The 15,309-nt window shown below is 52.1% G+C and carries 12 protein-coding genes; 7 read left to right on the top strand and 5 right to left on the bottom strand.

The features are described 5' to 3' along the window. Window positions 1-200 precede the first annotated feature (200 nt). From Q8W22_RS11400 to Q8W22_RS11385, 4 genes are all read right to left on the bottom strand, one after another. Entirely contained in the window at window positions 201-1,001 is an 801-nt protein-coding gene (locus tag Q8W22_RS11400) for a phosphatase PAP2 family protein (protein ID WP_303434524.1), read from the bottom strand. Further along, window positions 994-2,649 carry a glycosyltransferase family 39 protein gene (locus tag Q8W22_RS11395; protein WP_305452417.1) on the bottom strand — a complete coding sequence of 552 codons (1,656 nt, stop codon included), beginning with the start codon at window positions 2,647-2,649 and terminating at the stop codon, window positions 994-996. The genes Q8W22_RS11400 and Q8W22_RS11395 overlap by 8 nt, the downstream gene beginning before the upstream one ends. A 5-nt stretch (window positions 2,650-2,654) precedes the next feature. Then, entirely contained in the window at window positions 2,655-3,731 is a 1,077-nt protein-coding gene (locus Q8W22_RS11390) for a glycosyltransferase family 2 protein (protein WP_303434526.1), read from the bottom strand. A 112-nt stretch (window positions 3,732-3,843) separates the two neighbouring features. Next, window positions 3,844-4,791: a lysylphosphatidylglycerol synthase domain-containing protein gene (locus tag Q8W22_RS11385; protein WP_305452416.1), complete on the bottom strand. Its 948-nt coding sequence runs from the start codon at window positions 4,789-4,791 to the stop codon at window positions 3,844-3,846. Between the two features lie 163 nt (window positions 4,792-4,954). Here Q8W22_RS11385 and waaC point away from each other — a divergent pair, with 163 nt between their 5' ends. Beyond that, on the top strand, window positions 4,955-5,971 hold the full coding sequence (gene waaC, locus Q8W22_RS11380; RefSeq protein WP_305452415.1) for a lipopolysaccharide heptosyltransferase I: 1,017 nt from the start codon (window positions 4,955-4,957) through the stop codon (window positions 5,969-5,971). A 124-nt stretch (window positions 5,972-6,095) separates the two neighbouring features. Further along, entirely contained in the window at window positions 6,096-6,905 is an 810-nt protein-coding gene (locus tag Q8W22_RS11375; protein ID WP_305452414.1) for an MOSC domain-containing protein, read from the top strand. A gap of 420 nt (window positions 6,906-7,325) precedes the next feature. Here Q8W22_RS11375 and gltA read toward each other — a convergent pair whose 3' ends face one another. After that, window positions 7,326-8,603, bottom strand: coding sequence for a citrate synthase (gene gltA / locus Q8W22_RS11370; protein ID WP_303434530.1), 1,278 nt, complete (start codon window positions 8,601-8,603; stop codon window positions 7,326-7,328). A 358-nt stretch (window positions 8,604-8,961) separates the two neighbouring features. Here gltA and sdhC point away from each other — a divergent pair, with 358 nt between their 5' ends. From sdhC to Q8W22_RS11345, 5 genes are all read left to right on the top strand, one after another. Next, on the top strand, window positions 8,962-9,336 hold the full coding sequence (gene sdhC, locus Q8W22_RS11365; RefSeq protein WP_303434531.1) for a succinate dehydrogenase, cytochrome b556 subunit: 375 nt from the start codon (window positions 8,962-8,964) through the stop codon (window positions 9,334-9,336). Continuing rightward, window positions 9,330-9,677 carry a succinate dehydrogenase, hydrophobic membrane anchor protein gene (gene sdhD, locus Q8W22_RS11360; RefSeq protein ID WP_303434532.1) on the top strand — a complete coding sequence of 116 codons (348 nt, stop codon included), beginning with the start codon at window positions 9,330-9,332 and terminating at the stop codon, window positions 9,675-9,677. Before sdhC ends, sdhD begins: the two co-directional genes overlap by 7 nt. Window positions 9,678-9,680: 3 nt before the next feature. Then, complete coding sequence (sdhA, locus tag Q8W22_RS11355) at window positions 9,681-11,453, top strand: succinate dehydrogenase flavoprotein subunit (protein ID WP_303434533.1); 1,773 nt, start codon at window positions 9,681-9,683, stop codon at window positions 11,451-11,453. A 13-nt stretch (window positions 11,454-11,466) separates the two neighbouring features. Then, window positions 11,467-12,177, top strand: a complete 711-nt coding sequence (locus Q8W22_RS11350; RefSeq protein WP_303434534.1) for a succinate dehydrogenase iron-sulfur subunit — start codon at window positions 11,467-11,469, stop codon at window positions 12,175-12,177. A 279-nt stretch (window positions 12,178-12,456) separates the two neighbouring features. Then, the gene (locus tag Q8W22_RS11345) at window positions 12,457-15,294 is read left to right on the top strand and encodes a 2-oxoglutarate dehydrogenase E1 component (protein ID WP_305452413.1); all 2,838 of its coding nucleotides are present in this window, start codon (window positions 12,457-12,459) and stop codon (window positions 15,292-15,294) included. The last annotated feature ends 15 nt before the right edge of the window (window positions 15,295-15,309 follow it).

Genomic DNA, 15,309 nt, shown 5'->3' with positions numbered 1-15,309 from the left:
CAGTGTACGACAAACACGTTGAATTATTGTTTCAAAAAGAAGTAATGAACCGTCTAAAGGCCCAATTTCCATGAAATTGGCGGTTACTATATAGCAGACGGCAAAAATGGATAAAGAAAAATATCCTTAACTGAGAATCGGTAATCAAATGTCAGAGCCGATTGCCGGCTGACAATGTCGCCAGCCCAGTCGTGTTGATCTCAATCAAGGGATGATGGTGTTTTGGCTTGCTGCACTCTGGGCCACCAGAATTTTGCGGCGGCAGTGGCGAGTGTGACAAGCGCCATCACCGTCGCCAAGAGCCGGGTATCGGGGTAGCGGCTGTCAAAAAAGGGCATATAGACGGCTGCAATGGTTAATAATGCCGCCGAGCTAAACAAGACCGCCGGGCGACGCAACCAGGCAAATGCTTGCACCAGCCAGGCAGACAAGCAAGCCATCAGAATTCCGCAGGCTGACCCCACCAGTACATCGAGTGGCCAGTGGGCACCAACGGCGATACGGCTGGCCGCTGCCAGCAGGGCAAGAGTAAGCAGAGGCATTAGCCCGCGCGGTGGTACAGCCAGAATTACCAGGGTCCAGGCGCCCAGTGCGGTAAACGAATGGCCAGAAGGGAAGCTGTGATGGCGCAATACCGGGCCAATAATCTGAAAACTGTCGGATACCAGTACCGCCGCAGGGCGGGCAGCATCAAACAAGGCTTTGCCGCCGTGCACAAACAGAGTGCCGAGTACCAATAATAACAGGCTGGGGGCGAACAGGGCCGGGCGGAAGCTGGCGACCAGCAACAACAATGACATGGCAAAGACCGTATCGGCGGTGAAGGTCAGGTTTGCCCACAAGGCATTGGGGAGCAGGCCAGCATCCTGATTCAGCATCAGAAACAGGGCCGCATTGGTGCCGGTTAAAGCGACCACCAGGGCGAACAGCAATAACAGAGCGGCTGCTACCAGTAATGGCAGCAGATGACGGCGCGCTAGTGGCAAACAGGTATCAGTCATCAAGGGTCTCTGTTGCTGGAGGCGGTGTTTGTTGGGTTGCCGCTGCCGGGTCATGAGTGGAGATCGGCTCGGCTGCCTCGCCTGCGGTGTTATCTGGTCGGCGAATAATAACGATGGGGCCAGACTGGAACAGCAGCTGGTAATCATCGATTTTCTGGACGCGGTCGATCCGGCCAAAACCGATCTCGCCGGGCTCCAGTGACCGGCGTGGTGTTACCCGGTCGAGATAGACGTTAAAACTGGGGGTATCAATTGACTGGGTGACCACATCAAGGCCCAGCTGGCGCACAAACATCGCTGCGTCATGAATAGGGCGTTGTTGTGCTTCACTGAAGGCCGGAGCGAATACATACCAGACAAACAGGGCCTGCAGTGCTCCAGTAACCAACAGACCGTGCCAGATAGGCAGACGCTTCCAGAGTATGGCCAGGAGTGAGAGCAGGCCAAACACCGCTGCAATAATGGCAAAATCCTGATTGACGTAGAGAGCGGCACGTTCTGCCGTTTCGATTTCGATTGGATTGGTCAATCCAGCCTTGATCGAAGGGATCAGTAAGGGAAAAGCCGCCATCAGCGCAAAAAACAGCAAGGGCAGTATGGCGACCAGCCAACGGCGACGCAGTTGAAAGCGATAACGGGCCATCAATAACACCAGCGGCGTGCAGCCATACAATATGTAGTGGGGTAATTTGGTGCTGGCAAGGCTGAACAGGATCAGGACAAACAAGAACCAGATCCATAAGAACCGGTTGAGCGGCTCCCGCGTAACACTTGTGATGCTGGGCAGCATACGCAGCAGTAGCGGCCCAAAAGGAGCCAGCACAAAAGGCAATACCAGTGGGTAAAACAACAAGCCACCATCATGACCTTCCATGGCATTGTTAAAGCGATTGACGTTGTGTTTAAAGAAAAAACCGTCAATAAACGCCTGCCCTTGAGCCAGGTATTCGGCGATGTACCAGGGTGCTGCAATGACCAGAAACAACAGCCAGCCCGGTACAAAAAACAGTGCTTTCAGCAGGGCAGTACGCTGGCCACTCCAGAGATAAAAAATCACACTGACCACCAGGGGAATCGCGACGGCGACCGGCCCCTTGGTGAGTACACCCAGTGCCATCAGGGCATAGATACCGTAAAGCACCTGCCGGGTACCGGGGGATTCAGGCTGCACCAGACTGAGTTGGCTGTGGTGATACATCAGCAGCAACGTAGCGGTGAGAATCAGGTTGAGTAACGCATCCGCCGTGGCCACGTGGGAGATCATATTGATGCCGAGGGCGCTGGCACAGATGATGGCAGCGGCGATGCCGGTATCGCGGCTGATATAACGACGCGCAAAGGCAAACACCGACAAAGACCAGCCAATCCCTGCCAGCACAGAAGGCAAGCGGAAAGCCCAGACCTCCGTGCCAAACAGGGATATCGAGATGGCTTGCAGCCAGTAAATCAAGATCGGTTTGTCGAACCGTACCCGGTCGTTCAACCAGGTCGTGATAAAATCGCCACGCTCAAACATGCCGCGAGTGGCTTCACTGAAAGCGCCTTCGTCATGATCAAACAGCAAATAGCCGCCCAGATTAAGGGAAAAAAATCCGATCAGCACGGGCAGCAACCACAGCGGCAACGCTGTGGGGAGTGGTATTTTCATCGCAATCAGCCCTGACTGCTGACGTCGTTATCTGAATTGGCTTCAGGAGTGGATGCTTCAACAATCACCTGGCCGGGAGCCGCCCAGCAGGCTTCCTTGTCGTCGGAAGCGCCATCGCGATTATAGATAATATACTGATGCTGCTGCCGCTGTGATGACTCAAAGTAGGTACGTGAAATGAGCTCAGACATGACGCCGGTGGTAAGGAATTGCAGCGCCGCGATAACACAGACCACCGCGATCAGAAAAAGAGGGCGGCTACCAATATCTTCACCAAAGCCGAACTTGATCACTGCCAGATACATTAATAACAACGTACCAATCGATCCCATGCCCAAACCAATCATGCCAAAAAAGTGGCCTGGACGGGCGCGATAGCGCATAAAAAAGTAAACCGACAACAAATCGAGAATCACCCGGAAAGTACGGGAAATGCCGTATTTGGAGGTACCTGCGGTGCGGGCATTATGGGTGACAACAATTTCACCGATCCGGCTGGGAGGCACAACCGCAGCGACCCAGGCAGGGATAAAGCGGTGCATTTCACCGTACAGGCGTACTTGCTTGATAATGGCAGCCCGATAGACTTTCAGTGAGCAGCCATAGTCATTAATCCGTACACCGGTAATCTTGCCGATCAGGCGGTTGGCGATGCGAGACGGAATTTTGCGCATCACCAGGTCGTCCTTGCGATTTTTACGCCAGCCGGTGAGCAGGTCGAGGTCTTTTTCGATCAGGTGATCAATCATGCGGGGAATATCGGCGGGATCATTTTGCAGGTCACCATCCAGCGTGGCGATCATCTCACCTCGAGCCTCGTCGATGCCCGCCTGCATGGCAGCTGTTTGGCCAAAGTTACGGCGTAATTCAATGACCCGGACATGAGGACCGTATTGTTCCGCTTCGCGGTGCAGTGCCTGGGGGGTGCCATCGTTACTGCCATCATCCACCACCAGTAGTTCCCAGTAACCCTGATAGCTGATCAGGGCTTCATGTACCCGGGCAACCATGGGGCCGACATTGTCAATTTCGTTGTACATGGGAATAACGATGGACAAGGACGGCTTGCTACAATCTATCACGGGGTTACCACTCTGCAGACTTTAAAAGTCCGCGGATGATACCCAAAAGCGCCGAGTGATAAAACGAGGCAACCGTTGCATAGATGCAATTAATCTTTCAACCCCTGGATACCTAGGTATTTGTACTGCTGTGCCGATTGCCCAAGCGGCTGGTGGCCAAGGTGATTATGGCGGTCAGCAGCAGGGTGCAACCGAGTACAAAGAGATGCAGGTTAACAGCCGCGGCCAGGACTGCTGCGGTGTCCAGTTGCCAGGGCAACAATCCGGCGACAATACCTGCTTCGTAAGTCCCTGCACCTGCGACACCATGAATCGGCAGAATACTGCTGAGCTCTCCGGTACTGGCACCGACCCAGGATTGCCCAAAACTGAGTGTAATAAATTGTTGCAACACCCAAGCGTAAATTGCCAGCTTTAGTACCCAGTTGACCAGCGTCCATAACAAGGCACGAATAAACGGCCAGGGCGACGAAGGCAGGGCCTGCATCAGGTCAGCGAGTTTGTTGGCAACGGAACCCGGGTGACTGGCTAACAGCTGACGGATACGATTCTGTACCGGTAAAACCAATAACGGTAAAACCAGCAAGCCAGCTTGCCACAGCCAGACATGTGCGGGATCAACGGAGATCGGGTTGCCGGGCAGATCACTCAAGGTCCAGACCGCCAGTGCCAGCAAGACATAAAGATCCAGCAGTCGTAGCCATAACAGCGCAGGCAAGCTATGGCGTACCGGGCAGCTGAAATGGGTTTTCATCAGCATCGGGAATGCCGCCTCACCGCTGCGCATGGGCAACAGATTGTTAAAAAAGTTATGTAATACGGTAATGCGGGTCAGCCGCCACCAGTGGCCGTGGCAGTATGAATTAAAAAAGTCGTAGAAGCGGAATGCCCGCAGCAAATAGCTGACCAGCATCAGGGTGACTGCAACGGCCAGCTCTGCCGCCGATATACGTTGCCAGCTGGCCAGTACTGCGATCCAGCCATAACTACGTTCAACCACAACGGCAAAGACCAGCAGAATGGCGAGGCTTATCCAGAATTTCCACGATCTGAGCAGCATGTAATGACGGTTCCTGTGAGCAAGGCGGGTGAGGTTTGCCGGGGCAGCGATACTTGCGCTGCCGGTAGGGCTTGTCAAGAAAGGCATGTCCAGGGAGCAGCAAAATTTGCATCCTGGGCAGGCAGGCGGTACTTTCCGCGCAACTGTGTAGTTGGGTGCTGTTGTGAAAATTCTGCTGATTAAAACCTCATCATTGGGGGATGTCTTTCATACCTTGCCTGCCTTGGAAGATGCTCGCCGGGCCTTGCCTGGTTTATCGGTCGACTGGGTGGTCGAGGAGGCTTTTGCAGATATTCCTGCCTGGCATCCGGTGGTCGACAAGGTTATTCCGGTGGCCTGGCGGCGTTGGCGCAAGCAGCCGCTGGCAGCGCATAACCGGGCGGAAATGCGCGCGTTTTACCAGCAAATGAAATCAACCCGGTACGATCTTGTGATGGATGCCCAGGGATTGATTAAAAGTGCGCTGATTACTCGACTGGCGTGTGGTCGCAAAGTAGGGCTGGATCGTCACAGCGCCCGGGAACCTCTGGCAGCACGAGCGTATGACCAGACTCTGTCTGTGGCGCGAGGGGAACATGCCATCCATCGCTTGCGGCGCTTGTTTGCGATGGCACTGGGCTACGATGAAACACAGTACCCCTTCAGCTATGGGGTGGATCGCCATCGCTGGCAGGCTCCGGACATAGAGGCCAGTTATTGGCTGTTTTTACACGGCACAACCTGGGTCACCAAATTGTGGCCGGAGGATTATTGGCGTCAGCTGGCAATGGATGTGGTTGCCAGTGGCCGCCAGGTGGTATTGCCTTGGGGTAATGAAGAAGAACATCAGCGGGCAATGGCCATCGCTGATGGGGTGGAGGGTGTCAGCGTACTACCTCGCATGGGATTGGACTCATTGACTGCCTATCTGGCTCATGCTGAAGCCATTGTGGGAGTGGATACCGGCTTGAGCCATGTGGCCGCCGCTCTGGAAATTCCGGCAGTGGCTATTTATGGTGCTACCGATGCTTCCCTGACCGGGGCCCTGGGGCCTGCCATGACGGTATTAAAAAGTGACTACTCATGCGCCCCCTGTTTGTCAAAACGCTGCCTGCACCCGGGAAGCGGCGATATTCAGCCGCCGTGTTATCAGCAGATAACTCCTGCAACAGTGATGCAAGCAGTACTGGCAAGGATGTGAAGGGGGTGGCGACGGCCTGTGGTTGCCTGTCTCAATGGGCATCATGGCAAGTCTCGATTGGCGTCTGTATGGCTTTTTGTGGCATCGTTATTTTTTACCAGAATATGTCAGCCGGAGGGCTACCATGACAGCGCAAACCATAGAAATTGCTGATCTGTATTTGTATCCGGTCAAATCCTGTGCCGGCTATCGGGTTGATCGTCTGACCTTTGATCATCAAGGGCCGGTAGGAGATCGTCGCTATATGATTGTTGACCCGGAAGGTGAGTTTTTGACTCAGCGCCGGTTGCCTGTGATGGCGAGTATCCAGACCCGGTTGCAGCAAGGTGTGCTGACTCTGGGGATGGATGGAATGGAAGACCTGGTGGTTGACCCTCCCGGTGCCAGTAGTCGGCAGCTGACCGTTTCTGTCTGGTCGGACAAGGCGGAAGCACTGGATTGCGGAGATCTGGCGGCCAACTGGCTGACGGAAGTATTGGGCAAACCGGCACGACTGGTGTTTATGCCGCCCGAGAGTCATCGTCAGGTCGACCGGGAGTGTGCCAGCGTCGGACAGTGGGTTGGTTTTGCTGATGGTTTCCCTTTGTTGGTGACCAGTGAGGAGTCCTTGGCGACCTTGAGTCAAAGTGCTGGGCTGGACATCGATATGCTGCGCTTTCGGCCCAATGTGGTGGTACGGGGTGGGGAGGCATTTGCAGAGCAGCAATGGCAGGCTTTGACTCATGATGAAGGGCAGTTGTTACTGGTCAAACCCTGTGAACGTTGTGTGATACCGACTCGAGACCTTCTGACCCAACAGCGCCAGCCTGACGTTGTGGCGGCTTTGAAGCAGCATTGCCTGATTGATCGACGCTTGATATTTGGACAAAACGCGCTGGTTGAGCGGATTAAGGTGTTGGCGGCAGGGGATTCACTGGCTGTCGTGGTGGCCTGATGGTGTAGTGTTTGGCAACTTTGTCCGTCGTTGCGGGTGAGCACTGAGCTGACGAGGGTGAAATTTGCGACTTTAGTGTCATCAGTACGATGGATGAAAGGTGAAATACGATGAGCCTGCCGGGAAGTTTCTTCTGGATATCTGTTTTTTCTCGCTAGGTTATATAGCCATTGGTCGGCTTTACTTTTGTCTGGCTGATATAAAAAGTATTAAAGCCGGTCTGTTGATATGGCCAGTCAGTGGCGCTCATATACGACCAAGATCTATAAAGAAAATATCAATTATTGAAAATTCTTATTGAATCAATAGGTGTTTTTATTAATGAGAGTGCTGATTCTGGTGTAGGGAAAACGATTATATGAGAAGTTTGTTTGCATAAAAAAAGCCGCTATTAAGCGGCTTTTTTTATTGCTATGAAAATCAGGCTGGGTAATCCCGACGCTGATGTCCAGTGTATAGCTGACGCGGACGACCAATACGGTAGTCGCTGCTGATCATTTCATTCCAGTGGGCAATCCAGCCTGGCGTACGGCCAGTGGCAAAGATAACCGTGAACAGTTCGGTTGGAATGCCGATTGCCTTGAGGATGATGCCAGAGTAGAAATCGACGTTTGGATACAGGCCACGTTTGATGAAGTATTCATCTTCGGTAGCGATTTTTTCCAGTTTCATGGCGATTTTCAGCATTGGATCATCTTCCATGCCGAGTTCTGCCAATACTTCGTCGCAGGTTTGTTTCATCACCTTGGCGCGAGGATCGAAGTTTTTGTATACGCGGTGACCAAAGCCCATCAGGCGGAAAGGATCTTCCTTGTCTTTGGCACGTGCAATAAACTTGTCGATGTTGGATTCATCACCAATCTCGGCCAGCATGTGCAGTACTGCTTCGTTGGCGCCGCCGTGTGCCGGGCCCCAAAGTGCCGCAATACCGGCAGCAATACAGGCAAACGGGTTGGCACCGGTAGAGCCGGCCAGGCGTACAGTCGAAGTGGAAGCGTTTTGTTCATGATCGGCATGGAGCAGGAAGATGCGGTCCATGGCCTTGGCCAGGATTGGGCTGATTTCCCGATCTTCGCATGGTGTATTGAACATCATGTGAAGGAAGTTTTCGGAATAGCTCAGATCATTGCGCGGATACATGAATGGCTGGCCGATGGAATATTTGTAAACCATAGCTGCCAAAGTTGGCATTTTCGCAATCAGGCGATGCGCGGAAATGACGCGGTGCTTGTCATCATGAATATCAAGTGAGTCGTGATAGAACGCAGACAGGGCGCTCACTACGCCACACATGATGGCCATGGGGTGGGCATCGCGGCGAAAACCGTTAAAGAAATGGCTCAGCTGCTCATGAACCATGGTGTGGTTCTTGATTGTGCTGACGAAGGTTTCTTTTTCGGCTGGTGATGGCAGTTCGCCGTGCAGCAACAGGTAGCAGGTTTCCAGGTAATCGGATTTCTCTGCCAGTTGCTCGATAGGGTAGCCGCGGTGCAGTAAAACACCGGCATCACCATCAATATAGGTAATCTTGGATTCTGTGGCTGCTGTGGATACGAAACCAGGGTCGTAAGTAAACAGGCCTTTGCCAGTCAGGCTACGAACGTCAACAACATCCGGCCCCAAGGTTCCTTCATATACAGGTAATTCCAGGGATTCTTTAATGCCATCGACCGTTAGTATTGCTTTTTTGTCAGCCATGGATAGGCCTCCTGCTGTTCAAATTAAGCCCAGTAATTAAGGCGTTACCTCTAATTAAGGGGGTTCACTATAGGTTGTGAACTCATTTTGTCAATTACCATGGGGTCGAGCATATTTTTCTGTTTCGACAGGGTATATTCCCCGATTCAGACACGCTGAGTCTGGGCATCGTGTAAACACCACATACCATAGTAGTAAACTCAAGGTGCTAAGTGTTTGTAAAAGAGAAGGTGCATGACTATAATTTGTCGCGGTCTTAAAACTTGTGCAAGAGTTGTACAGGTTGGGACCGTCTTCTTGAGCCCGCGCTCGCTCCCCGTTTTGCGGGTAGTGAGCCCATAAGAGAGTGTAAAGAGCCGTGAATAGCAATAGACCTACAAACTTGGATATTACTACTATTGAGCTCCCTCTTCCCGCCAAAGCATCCATTATCCATCGTATCTCCGGTCTCATCCTGTTCTTCGCTGTCGCATTTATGCTGGCTGCGTTGGCAGAGTCACTGGAGTCTGCGGAAGGCTTCGCCAATTTGACGAGCGCATTTGATAACGGAATAGTCAAGTTCATCGCCTGGGGCATTTTGTCTGCGTTGGGTTACCACTTTGTGGCAGGTATCAAACACCTGTTGATGGACATGGGAATTGGTGAAAGCAAAGAAGGTGGACGTACTGCTGCCATTATTACTCTGGTACTTGGTGCGATCGTGATTCTTCTGGCAGGAGTTTGGGTATGGTAGCAAGTGTTACAAATCTTGGCCGTAGTGGCCTTTATGACTGGGTAGTACAGCGAACTAGTGCTGTTGTGCTGGCCCTCTATACACTGTTTCTTGTGGGCTTTCTGGTGGCTTCACCAGATTTGCAGTTCGCTCAGTGGCAGGGATTGTTTGCTCAGACCTGGATGAAAGTATTCAGTATGGCCGCCCTGATATCTATTTGTGCACATGCCTGGGTTGGTATGTGGACCATTTCAACCGACTACCTTAAAAATACTGGTGTACGTTTCTTGTTCCAGCTGGTGTGTGTCGGCTTTTTGTTTGTTTACCTCGTTTGGGGTATCGATATCCTCTGGAGCGTGTGAGTTATGTCATCAATCAGAACCATTTCGTTTGATGCCATCGTGATCGGTGGTGGTGGTGCTGGCATGCGTGCCGCTCTGCAGCTGACCGAAGCGGGTATCAAAACCGCGTGTGTGACCAAGGTTTTTCCAACCCGTTCCCACACTGTGTCAGCACAGGGTGGTATTACTTGTGCCATTGCTTCCGATGATCCCAATGATGACTGGCGCTGGCATATGTACGATACCGTCAAGGGCTCCGATTATATCGGTGACCAGGATGCTATCGAGTACATGTGCTCAGTCGGTCCTCAGGCTGTGTTCGAACTGGAGCACATGGGTTTGCCTTTCTCTCGTACATCAGAAGGTCGAATCTATCAGCGTCCATTTGGTGGACAGTCCAAGGACTTTGGTAAGGGTGGTCAGGCTGCCCGTACCTGTGCTGCAGCTGACCGTACCGGTCATGCCCTGTTGCATGCCTTGTATCAAGGCAACCTGAAAGGCGGCACTACCTTCCTGAATGAATGGTATGCCGTTGATCTGGTGAAAAATTCCAAGGGTCAGGTCGCTGGTGTGATCGCCATTGAAATTGAAACGGGCGAAACGCTCTATATCAAAGCCAAGGCGACAGTACTGGCAACCGGTGGTGCAGGACGTATCTATCAGTCCACAACCAATGCCCTGATCAATACCGGTGACGGTGTTGGTATGGCGATCCGTGCTGGTGTGCCAATGCAGGATATGGAAATGTGGCAGTTCCACCCAACCGGTATTGCCGGAGCGGGTGTACTGGTTACTGAAGGCTGTCGTGGTGAAGGTGGTTACCTGATCAACAAGGACGGTGAACGTTTCATGGAGCGTTATGCTCCAAACGCCAAGGACCTTGCTGGTCGTGACGTTGTTGCCCGTTCCATGGTACTGGAAATCCTGGGTGGCCGTGGCTGTGGTGAAGATGGCGATCACGTATTCCTGAAGCTGGATCATCTGGGTGAAGAAACCCTGAATGCCAAGCTGCCAGGGATTCTGGAACTGTCTCGCACCTTCGCCCACGCTGACCCTGTGAAAGAGCCAATCCCGGTGGTTCCAACCTGTCACTATATGATGGGTGGTGTACCGACCAATATTGGTGGCCAGGCCTTGACCGTTGACGAAAACGGCAATGACGTTGTTATTGAAGGTCTGTATGCCGCGGGTGAAATCGCCTGTGTTTCGGTTCACGGTGCCAACCGTCTGGGTGGTAACTCACTGCTGGATCTGGTGGTGTTTGGCCGTGCTGTTGGTTTGCAGGTTGAACAAAGCTTCCGCGATGGATTTGAATCAGTTGATGCATCGGAAGCCGATGTTGAAGCGGCAATGGCGCGTTTGAATCGTCTGAACAACTCCACCAAAGGTGAGAGTGTGGCTGACGTGCGCGCAGACCTGCAAAAAACCATGCAATTGTACTTCGGTGTATTCCGCGAAGGCCCAAGCATGGAGAAAGGTCTGGCAATGTTGGATGAGCTGGGTGTTCGCGTCAAGAACACTGTGCTGGCCGACAAGAGTGGTGCTTTCAATACGGCACGTATTGAAGCCCTGGAGCTGGATAACCTGTTCGAAACAGCCTATGCAACTGCGGTTGCGGCTATTGAGCGTAAGGAATCCCGCGGTGCACACGCCCGTAACGACTTCACTGAACGTGATGACGAAAACTGGTTGTGCCACTCCTTGTACTTCCCGCAAACCAAGACGATTGGCAAGCGCGCAGTGAACTTCGCTCCCAAGACCATGGAAGCGTTCCCACCGAAAATCCGTACCTATTAATGGGAGGTATGCAATGCTGGTAAGTATATATCGCTACAACCCAGAAAAGGATTCTGCGCCTTACATGCAGGATTACGATATCACCGTTCCTGGCGGCAAAGATGTCATGGTTCTGGATGTCTTGGCTCTGGTGAAAGAACAGGATTCAAGCCTGGCTTATCGCCGCTCTTGTCGTGAAGGTGTCTGTGGCTCTGACGGCATGAACATTAACGGCAAGAACGCGTTGGCCTGTATCACTCCGCTTTCCGAAGCGACCAACGGCAAGATGGACAAGCTGGTATTGCGCCCGCTGCCCGGTATGCCGGTCATTCGTGACCTGGTGATTGATATGGCCATGTTCTACACCCAGTATGAGCGCATCAAGCCGTTCTTGCTGAATAATCGACCTGCGCCTGCGATCGAACGTTTGCAGACGCCGGAAGAGCGCGAGAAGCTGGATGGTCTGTACGAATGTATTCTGTGTGCCTGCTGCTCAACGGCTTGTCCGTCGTTCTGGTGGAATCCGGATAAATTTGTTGGCCCGTCCGGTCTGTTGCAGGCATACCGCTTCTTGGCGGATAGCCGTGATACCGCAACAGCAGAGCGTCTGAGTGATCTGTCTGATCCATTCAGTGTGTTCCGTTGTCGGGGTATTATGAATTGTGTCAATGTATGTCCAAAAGGTCTTAACCCGACCCGCGCAATTGGTCATATCCGCAACATGCTGTTGAACCAACAGGTTTAATCGGCAACTGGCCTGCATCCCGTATGATACGGGGTGCTGGTTAGACGTAAGTGGGCTGGACACACAGTCTGTTTTCGTGAAAAATTTTTTAAAATCACGCCCACAAAGCGTGATTTTACGAATTTAATAATGCAATTGAGGGATCAGGGTATTCCTGATTCACCTCAGAGGCCTTGCGACCTATCAGTCGGCCCTCTAACTCGTCTGGCAGTGCTAGAGTCGGTGCAAAATACTCTGTGGGTGATCTCCTCAATGTTTACAGGAACAGGGTGATCGTACATGCACGAGCAAACAATGGAGCAGCTATGGAGCACCTCCCAGTTAGCGGGTGGTAACGTTGCTTACATAGAAGAGCTCTATGAAGCCTATCTTAAGGATCCTGGTGAGGTACCTGAAGAGTGGCGTAATTATTTTGATCAACTTCCAAGGGCCGACGAAAGCGTTACCGTCGACACTCCCCACAAAGCGATCCGTGAACAGTTTCTGCTCATTTCAAAAAATCAGCATCGTAACCGTCCGGTTTCCCAAGGCAGTGTCAGTACTGAATATGAGCGTAAACAGGTTCAGGTACTGCAACTGATCAATGCCTATCGTGGCCGTGGTCACCAGCACGCCTCTCTGGATCCACTGGGTTTGATGGAACGACAAAATGTTCCCGACCTGGATCTGCATTTCCATGGCTTGTCGAAAGCGGATCTGGATACCAAATTCCAGACTGGTACCCTGTTTATGGGCCAGGAAGAAGCAACGCTGAAAGAAATTATCGATGTGCTCGAAGCAACCTACTGCGGTACCGTAGGCTCCGAGTTCATGCACATTGTTAACACCGCAGAGCAACGCTGGTTCCAGCAACGACTGGAAAGTGCACGTGCCCACCCCAAATACAGTGATGAAGTCAAACTGCATTTGCTGGAGCGTCTGGTTGCAGCTGAAGGCCTGGAAAAATACCTGGGTTCCCGTTACCCGGGCGTCAAGCGTTTTGGTCTTGAAGGTGGTGAGTCACTGATTCCTCTGATGGATGAACTGATTCAGCGTTTCGGCTCATACGGTGCCAAAGAAATTGTTATTGGTATGGCGCACCGTGGTCGTCTGAATACCCTGATCAACACCTTGGGTAAAAAAGCGTCCGATCTGTTTGATGAGTTCGAAGGCAAGTCTGAATACCAGTCACATGGTGACGTAAAATACCACCAGGGCTTCTCATCCAATGTGATGACCTCTGGCGGTGAAGTACACCTGGCGCTGGCGTTTAACCCGTCTCACCTGGAAATCGTATCGCCGGTTGTTGAGGGTTCTGTTCGTGCCCGTCAGGATCGTCGTGGTGATAAAGCCGGTGAACTGGTGGTTCCTATTTCCATGCATGGTGATGCTGCATTTGCAGGTCAGGGTGTGGTGATGGAAACCTTCCAGCTGTCCCAGACCCGGGCTTACAAAACCGGTGGTACGATTCATATCGTAATCAATAACCAGGTAGGCTTTACTACTTCCAAACGTGAAGATGTTCGTTCTACTGAATATTGTACCGACGTTGCCAAGGTTATCGAAGCACCGATTCTGCACGTGAATGGTGATGATCCGGAAGCTGTACTGTTTGCTGCACAGCTGGCCGCTGATTATCGTCGTGAATTCAAGAAAGACGTTGTGATTGATATGGTTTGTTATCGCCGTCGTGGCCATAACGAAGCGGATGAGCCATCCGGTACCCAGCCAATCATGTACGCACAAATCAAGAAGCAGAAAACAACCCGCGAATTGTATGCGGCGAAATTGATTGCTGATGGCGTTATTACTACTGAAGACGCAAAAGAGCTGGAAGAAGAATATCGCCGTGCTCTGGATGAAGGCCGCCACGTAGTAAAAAGCCTGGTCAAAGAGCCTAACAAGGAATTGTTCGTCGACTGGACACCGTATCTGGGTCATGAGTGGACAGCCACTGCTGATACCACCTTTGATCTGGCAGCCCTGCAAGAGCTGTCCGCCAAGTTGCTGGAAATACCGGAAGGTTTTGCCGTTCAGCGTCAGGTTGGCAAGATTCTGGAAGACCGTGGCCGCATGGGAGTCGGTGCATCGCCGATCAACTGGGGCTACGCTGAAACCATGGCGTACGCAACCTTGCTGAAAGAAGGTTATCCAGTACGGATTACCGGACAGGACGTTGGCCGGGGAACTTTCTCACACCGTCACGCCGTTCTGCACAATCAGAAAGACGCCAGCCGTTATATCCCTTTATGTCATGTCAGTGACGATCAACCATCCTTTGATCTGTACGACTCCTTGCTGTCTGAAGAAGCCGTATTGGCCTTTGAATATGGTTATTCCACGACAACACCGGGTGGACTGGTGGTCTGGGAAGCCCAGTTTGGTGATTTTGCCAATGGTGCCCAGGTAGTCTTTGACCAGTTTATTTCCAGTGGTGAGCATAAATGGGGCCGTTTGTGCGGCTTGACCATGCTGCTGCCACATGGCTATGAAGGTCAGGGACCTGAACACTCATCTGCGCGCCTGGAACGTTATTTGCAATTGTGCGCAGAGCATAACGTCCAGATTTGTATTCCTTCTACGCCAGCACAGGTTTATCACATGCTGCGTCGTCAGGTGATTCGTCCGGTGCGTAAACCTCTGGTGGTTATGTCTCCGAAAAGCCTGCTGCGCCACAAACTGGCAACCAGCACGCTGGAAGAGCTGGCCGATGGTCACTTCCAGACGGTTATCGATGAGATTGATGAGCTGGATCCGCAGTCAGTACGCCGTGTGTTGTTGTGTTCAGGCAAGGTGTATTACGACCTGCTGGAACGTCGTCGCGCGGAAGAGATCAAGGATATTGCCATTGTTCGTATCGAGCAGCTGTATCCGTTCCCACATGACGATCTGAAGGCCATTCTGTCTTTGTATCCGAATATGGAAGAAATCTTCTGGGTACAAGAAGAACCTAAAAACATGGGTGCCTGGTACAACAGCCAGCATTACATGCTACGTGCCATTAACAGCCTTAAGCCGGGAATGACACTGAACTACGCCGGACGTGCTGCATCTGCTTCACCAGCTGCTGGCTATATGGCGCTGCACCTTGCGCAGCTTGAACAATACATTAGTGAAGCTCTGGATCTGCAGGGCTAACCGACGGAATTCTTA

The sequence above is a fragment of the Oceanobacter sp. 1_MG-2023 genome (genome assembly GCF_030689025.1).
Taxonomy (GTDB): domain Bacteria; phylum Pseudomonadota; class Gammaproteobacteria; order Pseudomonadales; family Oceanobacteraceae; genus Oceanobacter.
This window is presented reverse-complemented; position numbering and strand designations above follow the sequence as displayed.